Origin of the sequence: Trinickia terrae (assembly GCF_005144415.1) — a bacterium.
GTDB classification, from domain to species: domain Bacteria; phylum Pseudomonadota; class Gammaproteobacteria; order Burkholderiales; family Burkholderiaceae; genus Trinickia_A; species Trinickia_A terrae.
This window is the reverse complement of record NZ_SWJE01000002.1, coordinates 409,424-420,914: the sequence shown is the minus strand read 5'-3', so window position 1 is coordinate 420,914 and position 11,491 is coordinate 409,424. Positions and strand designations below refer to the sequence as shown.

Genomic DNA, 11,491 nt, shown 5'->3' with positions numbered 1-11,491 from the left:
TGACCGGGCGCCCGTCGAAAACGTGATCGGGAAGGCCCTGGTTCTTCATCCAGCTGCGGTACATGAAGCCGTTCTTGTCGGCCGTGCCGAACCATTGGGCGGAGCGGAGCTTGCGAGGTTTGTTGGTCATCTTCGATGAGGCTCTGAAGCCTAAATAGTAAGACTAAAATCGTTTTCCCAAAAACCGGGCTGATCGATAGGACACGCAGGTCAGGACGCCGGTCGAACTCCCGGGGAACTCAAATATCGGGAAATTTGACGAAATTGCCAGGCAATTGCCGAAAGGTTACATAGAAATAGCATTACTATTGGGCGGGATGATCTGGGGAAAACGCTAATCGATTCCGGATGAGTCGACCAATATAGTATGCCTATTAAGGCATCCGAGGCGTGTCGGCGACGCGCCGGGCAGTCGTCGGATCAATCCTCATTCAGGACAGGAGTTCCAGCCGTGGCCACCTTTGCCCGCCCGTTCTCGGGCGTTTTTCCCGTCGCGCCCACGCCGTTCACGGAGTCGGGCGAACTCGACCTCGACGGCCAGCGGCGCGTGATCGATTGCATGGTCGATCAGGGCGTCGACGGCATCTGCATCCTCGCGAACTACTCCGAGCAGTTCGTGCTCACCGACGTCGAGCGCGACACGCTCGTCGACCTGTGTCTCGAGCACACCGCCGGCCGCGTGCCGGTGATGGTGACGTGCAGCCACTTCAGCACGGCCATCGCGAGCGCGCGGGCGCAGCGCGCGGCGTCCGCGGGCGCTAGCCTCGTCATGCTGATGCCGCCTTATCACGGCGCCGCGCTGCGCGCCGACGAAAACGGCATGTTCGATCATTTCGCACGCGTGGCCGACGCGGCCGGCGTGCCGGTCATGGTGCAGGACGCGCCGCTCTCTGGCGTCACGCTCGCCGTGCCGTTCCTCGTGCGGCTCGCGCGCGAATTGCCGCTCGTGCGCTACTTCAAGATCGAAGTGCCGCAAGCCGCGGCGAAGCTGCGCGCGCTGATCGCAGCGGGCGGCGACACGATCGAAGGCCCGTTCGACGGCGAGGAGGCGATCACGCTGATGCCCGATCTCGACGCCGGCGCGACGGGCACGATGTCGAGCGCGCTCTTGCCCGACCTGATCCGCCCGGTCTTCGATGCATTTCGCGCCGGGCGCCGCGCAGAGGCGCGCGAAGGCTACGCGCGCATCCTGCCGCTCATCAACTACGAGAACCGCCAGTGCGGCTTGCGCGCCGCGAAGACGGTCATGAAGGAGGGCGGCGTGATCAAGAGCGACGCCGTGCGCCATCCGCTCGAAGCGCTCGCGCCCGCGACGCGCGCCGAACTGCTCGAGCTGGCGCGCGAGGCGAATCCGCTCGCGTTGCGCTGGGGCCACTGACCGGAGACGGCGCCCGCCCCTCTTTGAACTACCCGCTAACCACACCAGGTCGCTAACGACCTATCGCATCAAAGGAGACGAGTATGACCAGCAAGCTTCGACGCCTGACGCTGTGCGCCGCCTTGGCCACCTTGTTCGCCGCGCCGCTGTCGATGCAATCGATCGCGCACGCAGACGAGCCGCTCAAGATCGGCTTTCTCGTGAAGATGCCCGAGCAGGCATGGTTCATCAACGAGCAGAAGGCGGCGACGGCGCTCGGCCAGAAGGATGGCTTCTCGGTCGTCAACATCGGCACGCCCGACGGCGAGAAGGTGCTGGCCGCGATCGACAACCTCGGCGCGCAAGGCGCGAAGGGCTTCGTCATCTGCGCGCCCGACGTGCGGCTCGGGCCGGCGATCCAGGCGCGCGCGAAGCGCTACGGCATGAAGTTCGTGAGCGTGGACGATCAGCTGGTCGATTCGTCGGGCAAGCCGCTCGCCGATGTGCCGCACCTCGGCATGTCGGCGTTCAAGATCGGCAACCAGGTCGGCCAGGCGATCAGCGACGAGATGAAGAAGCGCGGCTGGAAGCCTGAGGAAGTGGGCGCCGTGCGCATCACCGACTACGAGCTGCCGACCGCCAAGCTGCGCACCGACGGCGCCACGCAGTCGCTGCTCGCCAGCGGCTTCAAGAAGGAAAACATCTTCGACGCCCCGCAAAAGACGACCGACGACGAAGGCGGCTTCAACGCGGCCTCGCCGGTGTTCGCCAAGCACCCGAACATCAAGAAATGGGTGATCTACGCGCTGAACGAGGAAACCGTGATCGGCGGCGTGCGCGCGTCGGAGCAGCTGCACATTCCGTCGGCGGACGTGATCGGCGTCGGCATCAACGGCGCGGGCGAGGCGTTCGCCGAGCTCCAGCGCAAGGAGCCGACGGGCTTCTACGGCACGATCGCGGTCAGCTCGACGAACCACGGCAAAGAGAGCGCCGAGAATCTCGTCGACTGGATCAAGGCGGGCAAGCAGCCGCAGGCCGATACGCAGACCACGGGCAAGTTGATGACGCGCGACAACTGGAAACAGGTGCGCGACGAACTCGGGATCTGATCGAGCATGCGTGACGCGAACGACATCGCCGAAGCCGAACCGAACGCGCCGCGCAGCGACGCCGAGCCCCCGTACCTGCAGCTCGATGGCATCACCGTCAGCTTCCCCGGGGTGCTCGCGCTCGATCGCGTGTCGTTCGACGTGCGCGCCGGCGAGGTGCATGGCCTCATGGGCGAGAACGGCGCGGGCAAGTCGACGCTGCTCAAGGTGCTCTCGGGCGTCAACGATCCGCAAGCGGGCGCGCTGCGCCTTGGCGGCGTCGAGCGGCGCTTTGCGAACACCAAGGCGGCCATCGACGCCGGCATCGCGATCATCTACCAGGAACTGCACTTGGTGCCCGAGCTGACGGTGGCGGAGAACCTGATGCTCGGGCAACTGCCGGGCCGCTTCGGCGTGCTCGACAAGCGCTCGCTCGTCGAGCGGGCGATGGGCACGCTCGCGCGCCTGGGCGAGCAGATTGATCCGAACGCGCAGGTCAAGGACTTGTCGATCGGCCAGCGGCAGATGATCGAAATCGGCAAGGCGTTGATGCGCGACGCGCGCGTGATCGCCTTCGACGAGCCGACGAGCTCGCTCTCGTCGCGCGAGACGAAGCAGCTGTTCGAGATCATCGACGCGTTGCGCGCCGAAGGCCGCGCGATCGTCTACGTGACCCATCGGATGGACGAGGTCTACGAGCTTTGCGATCGCGTCACCGTGTTTCGCGACGGGCGCTCGATCGAGACCTTCGAGACCGTCGAGGGGCTCGATCGCGATCGCCTCATCAGTTGCATGGTGGGGCGCTCGATTCGCGACGTGTACAACTATCGCGCGCGCGAGCATGGCGGCGTGCGCATCGAAGCGAACGGGCTGATGGGGCCGGGCTTGTCCGAGCCCGCTTCGTTCAGCGCCCGGCGCGGCGAGATCGTCGGCTTCTTCGGGCTCGTCGGCGCGGGGCGCTCGGAGCTGATGAAGCTGATCTGCGGCGCGGCGCGGCCGAGCGCGGGACATGTCGAGCTCGACGGACGCCGCGTGAATTTCGTCACGCCGCGCGACGCGGTGCGCGCGGGCATCGCGATGTGCCCCGAAGACCGCAAGCAGGACGGCATCGTCGCGATCGCATCGGTGGCCGACAACCTCAACATCAGCGCGCGCCGCCACTTCAGCATCGGACGCATCCTGCTCAACGCGCGGCGCGAGCGCGAGCTGACGGACGACTACGTCGCCAAGCTGTCGATCAAGACGCGCGACGGCGACACGCCGATCGGCACGCTCTCGGGCGGCAACCAGCAGAAGGTGATCTTGTCGCGCTGGCTCGCCGAGAAGATCGACGTCTTCGTGATGGACGAGCCGACGCGCGGCATCGACGTCGGCGCCCGCGCGCAGATCTATGAGCTGCTCTACGGGCTCGCCGAGGGCGGGCGCACGGTGCTGATGGTGTCGAGCGACCTGGCCGAGGTGATCGGCGTGGCCGACCGCGTGCTCGTGATGAAGGAAGGCAGGATCGTCGGCGATCTGCCGAAGGCCGAGGCGACGCCCGATCAGCTGATCAAGCTGGCCCTGCCGCAGTGACGTACCGCAACGAATGAGAGAGACCATGCAACAACCTCAGTCCCTAACGCAGCCTCAGCAGCCCGGCTCCGCTTCCGCCGCCGCCAAGGCATGGCGCGTCATGAACAAGTCGGGCATCGTCATGGTGTTCGTGATCCTGTTCGCCGTCCTGTCGATCACCGTGCCCGACTTCCTCACGAGCCGCAATCTGCAGGGCCTGCTGCTCTCGGTCACGCTGATCGGCTCGATCGCCGTCACGATGATGTTCGTGCTCGCGCTCGGCGAAGTCGATTTGTCGGTGGCGTCGATCGTCGCGCTGTCAGGCGTGGTGGCCTCGATGCTGATCACCGCCACGCACAGCGTCCTGCTCGGCGTCGTGGGCGGCATTCTCGCGGGCGGCGCGGTCGGGCTCGTGAACGGCGTGCTCGTCGGCCGCTACCGGATCAACTCGCTGATCGTCACGCTCGCGATGATGGAAGTCGTGCGCGGCCTCGCCTACATCGCCTCGAACGGCGACGCCGTGATGATCACCGAAGAGAGCTTCTTCGATCTCGGCGGCGGCTCGTTCCTCGGCATCTCGTATCCGATCTGGAGCAACATCGTCGGCTTCGTCGTGTTCGGCTTCCTGCTCAGGAAGACCGTGTTCGGCAAGAACGTGCTCGCCGTCGGCGGCAACAGCGATGCGGCGCTGCTCGCGGGGCTTCCCGTCACGCGCATCAAGATCGCCGTGTTCGTATTGCAGGGGCTCGTGACCGGGTTCGCCGGCGTGATGCTCGCGTCGCGCATGAGCTTGGGCGACCCGAAGACATCGGTCGGTCTCGAACTCGGCGTGATCTCCGCGTGCGTGCTCGGCGGCGTATCGCTGACGGGCGGCGTCGCGACGATCTCGGGCGTGCTGGTCGGCGTGCTGATCATGGGCTCGGTGCAGGACGCCATGAGCCTCATGAACGTGCCGACGTTCTATCAGTACCTGATTCGCGGCGGCATCCTGCTGTTGGCGGTGCTGTTCGATCACTACCGCCGGACCCGGCGCACGGCGGCGCGCGTGTAGCACGCGCCATTGGCGCCGCGCGGTTCCACGCAGTTCCATATCGGCACGCCCGCGTTCCATGCGAACGCGGGCGTGCTTTTTTGTGCTTTCCATTTCCTGGCGAGAGGGCCGGGATTTTCCGGGTGCCGGCCGCGCTTGTCTCCCAGGTTCCTTACCGACACTTGCGTGCGCCGTCTGACAAGCCGATCGTGGCGCGCAGGACGCACGCCCCTGCCTTCAGCTCCCCGCCAATTTGCCGTAAACCGGAAAGGACGGCGTTTCCGCGAGGATCGCACCGAATCGGTGCGATCGAGGCGTCGTTGCCGATGCGGCCGGCCGCCGCCAAACCAGCACTGGACATCGCAAGAAACGTTTGCCCGAGAGGCGCGCTCGACCAAGAGCAGCCGATCCGATCGGGTTCAAGCCGGGTCACCGAAATGCGTTCTACTAGATTGATGCTCAGCGCCAAAGGGGAGGGGAGCGTGCTCATGCGCTCCCAGTTCGAGGCCTTTTCACGGCAGTTGCCGCTGCTGTATCTGATTCTGATCATCAACAGCGTCGCGGTCGCCATCACGCATATCGGCGTCGCGCCGGACCTGCTCAGCGTATATGTACCCGCCGTGCTGTGCGTTGCCTGCGTGGTGCGGCTGGCGGTCTGGGCGAGGCGCAGGAAGCTGATCGTCAACCTGAGCGACCGCCAGATCGCCCAACGTCTGAGGACTACGATCTGGCTGATCGTGGTGCTCGGCTGCCTGTTCACGGCCTGGGGGCTCAGCCTCTATCGCTACGGGGGCGCCTACGCGAAGGCGCACGTCGCGTTCTACATGTCGATCACCGTGATCGGCTGCATCTTCTGCCTGATGCACATGCGCACCGCCGCGCTGCTGCTGACGGCGGTCGTGCTGATTCCGTTCGCGCTGTTCTTCTCCGCGACCGGCAACCCGGTGTTCGTCGCGATCGCCATCAACATGGTTCTGGTGTCGATGGCGATGGTCAAGGTTCTCCTGACCTACTATCGCGACTTCTCCAACCTGGTGCGCTCGCAGAACGCGCTCGAACAGAAGCAGCGCGAACTCGAAGCCCTCAACGACGAAAACCACAAGCTGGCCAATGCCGACAGCCTGACGGGCTTGCCGAATCGCCGGCACTTTCTGCGCCAGCTGGCGGAGCAGTTCGAGAACGGCCGCCTGCCGGACCGCAGCTTCGCGGTGGGCGTCATCGATCTCGACGGCTTCAAGCAGGTGAACGACCTGCACGGCCATCGCGCCGGCGACAGTTTGCTGGAGGAGGTCGGGCGAAGACTGGTGGCGTTCATGAGCGAGCAGTTGCAGATCGCGCGCCTGGGCGGCGACGAATTCGGCTTGCTGTTCCTGCAGATCGACACGCCGCGGCAGCTTCTCGACATCGGCTCGGCGATTTGCGACGCATTGCGCCTGCCTTACGAGTTGCCACGGGCGACGGCGAGAATCTCCGCGTCGCTCGGGATCGCCATGTTTCCCGATGCGGGGCGAAACGCCGAGCAACTGTTCGAGCGCGCGGACTACGCGCTGTACTACGGAAAAGAAAACCGGCGCGGACACACGACGATCTTTTCCGAGCAGCACGAAAGCAGCATCCGCGAGTTCGGCAGCGTGGAGCAGGCCTTGCGCCAAGCCGATCTCGAACGGGAATTGACGCTGCACTACCAGCCGATCGTCGATGCGCGCACCGGCGAAGCGACGTCCCACGAAGCCCTTGCTCGATGGAGCAGCCCGGTGCTGGGCGATGTGTCGCCGGCGCTCTTCATCCGCGTCGCGGAGAGGAGCGACTTGATCCACGAGTTGACGGCCGTGCTGCTCGGCAAGGCGCTCGCGTTCATGAACGAGGGTGGGCGGCGGATCCATGTCTCGTTCAATCTGTCGGCGCGCGACATCGCATCGCCGGAAGCGGTGCAGAAGATTCGCGAGATGGTGCAGGCAAGCGGCGTCGATGCGGGCAGGTTGACATTCGAGGTCACCGAAACCGCGATGACGCAGGACTTCGAGAAAGGACGCGCGGCGCTCTCCGAATTGAAGCGGCTCGGCGCAAAGATATCGCTCGACGACTTCGGCACCGGCTACTCGAGCCTGCATTGCATCCACCAGCTGCCACTGAACCACGTCAAGGTCGACCGCAGCTTCGTGTGCGATATCGCCCGCGATGCGGCGGCGCAGGGGATCGTGCGCAGCATCGTGGAGCTTTGCCGCAACCTCGAGCTCACGTGCGTGATCGAGGGGGTGGAGACCGAGGAGCAGATCGCGGTCTTGCAACGGCTCGGATGCAAGTTCATGCAGGGGTACTACTTCGGCAGGCCGGCGCCGATGGGCGCCTGCGGTGCGTTGGCGGTGTCCGCGCCGGGCGGCCGCTGAGACCTGCTGGGGCCCGCGCACCGCATGGGATGCCTGCGGCGCATGCTTGAGCGACGAGTCCGCAAGAGAAATGAAAGCCTCTCGTCGGAGATATCAAGGCGCGACGGCGTCGAAGTAGTGCGCGGGATTTTCGCCAGCGATCTAGCTACCGCCAGATGAGAAAGGATCGGAAAAGCTATTGCCAACGTTGGTTATAATGGCGCGCATCTCAAAAAAGTTGCCGAACAACGGCGCGAATGCCCGACCTCACAACAGGTACCTACTGGGCCGCGTACGAGACATCGATGGTGTCATTAGCGAAAGTCGTGTGCCGGGGCGCAGTCTAGGGAAACGAAATGAAAGCGGTTATTCTTGCTGGCGGACTAGGAACGCGAATCTCAGAGGAGACCCATTTGCGGCCGAAGCCGATGATCGAAATCGGTGGCAAGCCCATCCTTTGGCACATCATGAAAGTCTATTCCCATCACGGGATCAACGACTTCGTCATTTGCTGCGGATACAAGGGATATCTAATCAAAGAATATTTCGCGAATTATTTCCTGCACACGTCGGACGTTACGTTCGACATGGCGGATAACCGCATGGACGTCCACCAGCGGCATGCGGAGCCGTGGCGCGTCACCTTGATCGATACCGGCGAAGACACGATGACCGGCGGACGTCTCAAGCGCGTTGCACCCTATGTGCGGGACGAAGACGCATTTTGCTTTACCTACGGCGACGGCGTGAGCGACGTCGATATCGCGGCGCTGGTCGCTTTCCATCGTAAGCAAGGCACGCTGGCCACGCTGACGGCAGTCTATCCGCCCGGCCGTTTCGGCGCATTGGACATTCGCGAAGATCATCGGGTGATGACGTTCAAGGAAAAGCCCCGGGGCGACGGCGCCATGATCAATGGCGGCTTCTTTGTGCTTTCCCCAAAGGTGCTCGACCTGCTTGTCGACGACGGCACCGTGTGGGAGCGGGAGCCGCTTGAAACCCTTGCCGAGCGAGGACAATTGTCGGCATATCAGCATCATGGCTTCTGGCAGCCCATGGATACGCTGCGTGACAAGAATCTTCTCGAGGACTTGTGGCGTGCAGGCCGTGCCTCATGGAAGGTATGGCAGAAATGAATGCGCAATGGTGGCGCGGCAAGCGTGTTCTGGTGACGGGGCATACGGGATTCAAAGGCACGTGGCTGTCGCTCTGGCTGCAATCGCTCGGAGCGGAGCTCACGGGTTTTGCCCTTTCCCCGTCCACACGGCCCAGCATGTTCGAGCTCACGCGGGCGGCGGACGGCATGCGCTCGGTGATCGGGGATATACGCGATGCTGGCGCGATCGTTGGCCTGATCGCGGAGGTCGAGCCCGAAGTCGTATTTCACATGGCGGCCCAGCCGTTGGTGAGGTATTCGTACGACCACCCGATCGAAACGTACCATACCAATGTGCTCGGTACCGTGCACGTGCTGGACGCCGTACGGCGCGCGCGAAGCGTGCGCGCCGTGGTGAACGTCACGAGCGACAAGTGCTACGAGAACCGAGAGTGGGTCTGGGGGTACCGCGAACAGGACCCGATGGGCGGATTCGACCCCTATAGCAGCAGCAAGGGTTGTGCGGAGCTTGTGACCGCCGCGTTTCGCAACTCGTACTTTCCGCCCGGCGAGTTTGCCAAGCATCGTTGCGCTGTTGCATCAGCAAGGGCGGGAAATGTCATCGGCGGCGGCGACTGGGCCGAAGACCGCCTGATACCCGATATCCTTCGTGCCATTGCCGCGCAAGAACCGGTGCGGATTCGTTCGCCCAAGGCGATCCGGCCGTGGCAGCATGTGCTCGAACCATTGTCGGGATATTTGCTGCTTGCAGAGCGGTTATTCGTCGACGGGCCGGGTTTTGCGGACGGTTGGAATTTCGGGCCAGCCGACTCGGATGTTCGCCCGGTCGAATGGATCGTCGAGCAGTTGACGCGTCGCTGGGGGGCTGGTGCGACGTGGATCGTCGACGATGCCGATCATCCGCACGAAGCCGGTTACCTCAAGCTGGATTCGTCCAAAGCAAGACAGATTCTCGGCTGGACGACGCGCTGGTCGCTGGAGGAGTCGCTTGCGCGCATCGTGGACTGGCATCAAGCCTGGGTCCGCGGTAATGACGTACGAGCCTGCACGCTCGCCCAAATCGAAGACTATATGCGCCGCGCCTGATGCGGTGACGCCCATTACATTTTGCGGAACATCACTATGAGCAAGTTCAATTTCGTCATGGTCTCTGCCGGCTTCGAGCATGGCGGCAACGTTACGCACCGTCACCTCGACGGTCACTCTCAACTGCTGGTTTATCCGTTCGAGTCTCAACTGGGGAACCGCAATTTCAATGACTTTCTGTCCTCGGTCGAGCGCGTGCAGTATCGCTACCCCGAGTTTCCCGAGGGCCTGTCCGCCATCGAGGTGTACGAGCAGATCATCGACGAGGAGATGAAGACGTTCCTGCGCAAAAAGAATGGCTCGAAGTTCAAGGATGCGAATCTGGTGCTCAACGAGGCGGACCGCATCGCGGATTTTCAAGCGCTGCTGGGCGAAGGGCCCTACACTCGCCGCCAGGTGATCGAGGCGTTCTTTCGAGCCACCTTCTCGGCATGGAAGAACTACTACACGCAGCCCGCGGACGGCATGTCGTATGTCGGCTACTCGCCCGCCGTCGGCATTGACGCGGACCGTATCGTGCGCGATTTCCCCGACGCGAAGATCATGCATATCGTGCGCAATCCGTTTTCCGCGTATCGCGATACGAAGCGCCGCCCGTTTCCGCAGCCGTTGAGCAAATACCTGATCACCTGGAACATCTATCACTCGACCGTGGAAATGTATGCGCGCATGTATCCGCGCAATGTGAAGATCTTCCGCTACGAGGATCTGGTCGGCGATAAAGAAGCCTTCATGCGAGACGTCGCCGGATTCATTGGCGTGGAGTTCGAGAAGTCGATGCTTTACCCGAGCTGGAACGGAGTCGAAATCAAGGACAACATCGCTCCTTGGGGCACGGTCCTCAAGAGCACCGCGGAATACAACGAAGCCGTCATCGGCGAGTTGAGCGACGCCGAGAAGAACCAGATCGTCCAGGGCACGACTGCGCTGGCACGCCACTTCGAGTACGACCAAGTGCCGTATCTCGCCCAGTTCTACCGTGCTGAGTAAGTTGAGGCATTTTGCCCGCCGCAATGCGGGCGATCTGGCCAGTCTCCGGTCGCGCGTCGATGTGCGGCCGGCACTGAAAGCGATCGGTGCGCCTGACGCACCCGTCGCCCCCGTAAGCGGCGGGACGCTCGGGGTAGGGTTCATTGCCAGCGTGAATGGCCGGCAGCAATTCCTCAAGTGCAGTGTGTCCGCCGATGGTCAGCACAATCTCGAGAAGGAAATTCGGATTCTCTCTCACCTGTATGGCGAGATGCTGGCGATTCGGCGCATCGAAGCGTCCGAAGACGATGCGCCGCCGCGCGTTTGGCTCTTGATGGATGCGCTTTGCCCGCTTGCTGCGCCCCTGGCGCCGCGCGACACGCTGACATTGGTGCAAGCGTATCGGTCGCGGCTAGCGTCGCTGCCCGTCGACTGCCTGGAGGGGGGCGACACGCTGGGCACGCTCGTCGAAGACGCCGAGGCGGCGCTCGCCGAGCTTGCGTCGGCGGGTCAAATCGGTGCGTCCATGCACGACGATCTGCGCTCGCGACTGACGTTCCTCGCGCGGGAGTGGTCGAATTTTCCCAGCGGCATTGCCCATGGCGACTTGGGCCCGCGCAACATCATGGCCAGCAACGGCTGCCCTGTGGTGATTGACTGGGAGGACGCCTTTCTCGGCATCGACGGATACGACTATCTGTATTGGCTGACGTTTTTCGAGAATCGCAGGTACTACAACAGGGATGTCCTCGGACTCACGCCGCTGGGCATAGACGCCGAAGTGGCGTTGCTCGCGATGATACTCATTCTGAAGGGCGGCCTCGCTTTACGGGCGAACACGCACGTGGGGAATCAGCTTACCGTCGAGCAACGGATTGATGAAGTGCTTGCACTTGCGTAATACAGTGCGATCGAAACAGGACTGCG

At 63.4% G+C, this 11,491-nt stretch carries 10 protein-coding genes; 9 read left to right on the top strand and 1 reads right to left on the bottom strand.

The features are described from left to right. Window positions 1-451 precede the first annotated feature (451 nt). From FAZ69_RS05200 to araH, 4 genes are all read left to right on the top strand, one after another. The gene (locus FAZ69_RS05200) at window positions 452-1,378 is read left to right on the top strand and encodes a dihydrodipicolinate synthase family protein (RefSeq protein ID WP_240702117.1); all 927 of its coding nucleotides are present in this window, start codon (window positions 452-454) and stop codon (window positions 1,376-1,378) included. A gap of 83 nt (window positions 1,379-1,461) precedes the next feature. Further along, window positions 1,462-2,466, top strand: coding sequence for an arabinose ABC transporter substrate-binding protein (locus FAZ69_RS05195; RefSeq protein WP_136892861.1), 1,005 nt, complete (start codon window positions 1,462-1,464; stop codon window positions 2,464-2,466). 6 nt (window positions 2,467-2,472) lie between these two features. Beyond that, window positions 2,473-4,017 carry an L-arabinose ABC transporter ATP-binding protein AraG gene (gene araG / locus FAZ69_RS05190; protein ID WP_136892860.1) on the top strand — a complete coding sequence of 515 codons (1,545 nt, stop codon included), beginning with the start codon at window positions 2,473-2,475 and terminating at the stop codon, window positions 4,015-4,017. Between the two features lie 13 nt (window positions 4,018-4,030). Continuing rightward, window positions 4,031-5,047, top strand: coding sequence for an L-arabinose ABC transporter permease AraH (araH, locus tag FAZ69_RS05185; RefSeq protein WP_439654746.1), 1,017 nt, complete (start codon window positions 4,031-4,033; stop codon window positions 5,045-5,047). A gap of 151 nt (window positions 5,048-5,198) precedes the next feature. On the opposite strand, the gene FAZ69_RS33185 is transcribed toward araH, so the two are convergent. Next, the gene (locus FAZ69_RS33185; protein WP_169708538.1) at window positions 5,199-5,516 is read right to left on the bottom strand and encodes a hypothetical protein; all 318 of its coding nucleotides are present in this window, start codon (window positions 5,514-5,516) and stop codon (window positions 5,199-5,201) included. Here FAZ69_RS33185 and FAZ69_RS05180 point away from each other — a divergent pair. The 5 genes from FAZ69_RS05180 (at window position 5,515) to FAZ69_RS05160 (ending at window position 11,465) form a co-directional block, all read left to right on the top strand. Continuing rightward, window positions 5,515-7,413 (top strand): putative bifunctional diguanylate cyclase/phosphodiesterase, encoded by a 1,899-nt coding sequence (locus tag FAZ69_RS05180; protein WP_240702116.1) that lies wholly within the window; start codon window positions 5,515-5,517, stop codon window positions 7,411-7,413. The genes FAZ69_RS33185 and FAZ69_RS05180 overlap by 2 nt on opposite strands. A gap of 335 nt (window positions 7,414-7,748) precedes the next feature. Beyond that, window positions 7,749-8,528, top strand: a complete 780-nt coding sequence (gene rfbF, locus FAZ69_RS05175) for a glucose-1-phosphate cytidylyltransferase (protein WP_136892857.1) — start codon at window positions 7,749-7,751, stop codon at window positions 8,526-8,528. After that, window positions 8,507-9,595: a CDP-glucose 4,6-dehydratase gene (gene rfbG, locus FAZ69_RS05170; RefSeq protein WP_206171175.1), complete on the top strand. Its 1,089-nt coding sequence runs from the start codon at window positions 8,507-8,509 to the stop codon at window positions 9,593-9,595. Before rfbF ends, rfbG begins: the two co-directional genes overlap by 22 nt. Window positions 9,596-9,631: 36 nt before the next feature. Continuing rightward, entirely contained in the window at window positions 9,632-10,585 is a 954-nt protein-coding gene (locus tag FAZ69_RS05165) for a sulfotransferase family protein (RefSeq protein ID WP_136892856.1), read from the top strand. Next, window positions 10,575-11,465, top strand: a complete 891-nt coding sequence (locus FAZ69_RS05160) for a phosphotransferase (protein ID WP_136892855.1) — start codon at window positions 10,575-10,577, stop codon at window positions 11,463-11,465. The genes FAZ69_RS05165 and FAZ69_RS05160 overlap by 11 nt, the downstream gene beginning before the upstream one ends. Window positions 11,466-11,491: the final 26 nt, after the last annotated feature.

What these genes read in the sequence shown, in the direction of transcription:
- FAZ69_RS05195 (WP_136892861.1), top strand. Translation starts at nt 1,462, where the DNA reads ATGACCAGCAAGCTTCGACGCCTGACGCTGTGCGCCGCCTTGGCCACC.
- araG (WP_136892860.1), top strand. Translation starts at nt 2,473, where the DNA reads ATGCGTGACGCGAACGACATCGCCGAAGCCGAACCGAACGCGCCGCGC.
- araH (WP_439654746.1), top strand. Translation starts at nt 4,031, where the DNA reads ATGAGAGAGACCATGCAACAACCTCAGTCCCTAACGCAGCCTCAGCAG.
- FAZ69_RS05180 (WP_240702116.1), top strand. Translation starts at nt 5,515, where the DNA reads ATGCGCTCCCAGTTCGAGGCCTTTTCACGGCAGTTGCCGCTGCTGTAT.
- FAZ69_RS33185 (WP_169708538.1), bottom strand. Translation starts at nt 5,516, where the DNA reads ATGAGCACGCTCCCCTCCCCTTTGGCGCTGAGCATCAATCTAGTAGAA.
- rfbF (WP_136892857.1), top strand. Translation starts at nt 7,749, where the DNA reads ATGAAAGCGGTTATTCTTGCTGGCGGACTAGGAACGCGAATCTCAGAG.
- rfbG (WP_206171175.1), top strand. Translation starts at nt 8,507, where the DNA reads ATGGAAGGTATGGCAGAAATGAATGCGCAATGGTGGCGCGGCAAGCGT.
- FAZ69_RS05165 (WP_136892856.1), top strand. Translation starts at nt 9,632, where the DNA reads ATGAGCAAGTTCAATTTCGTCATGGTCTCTGCCGGCTTCGAGCATGGC.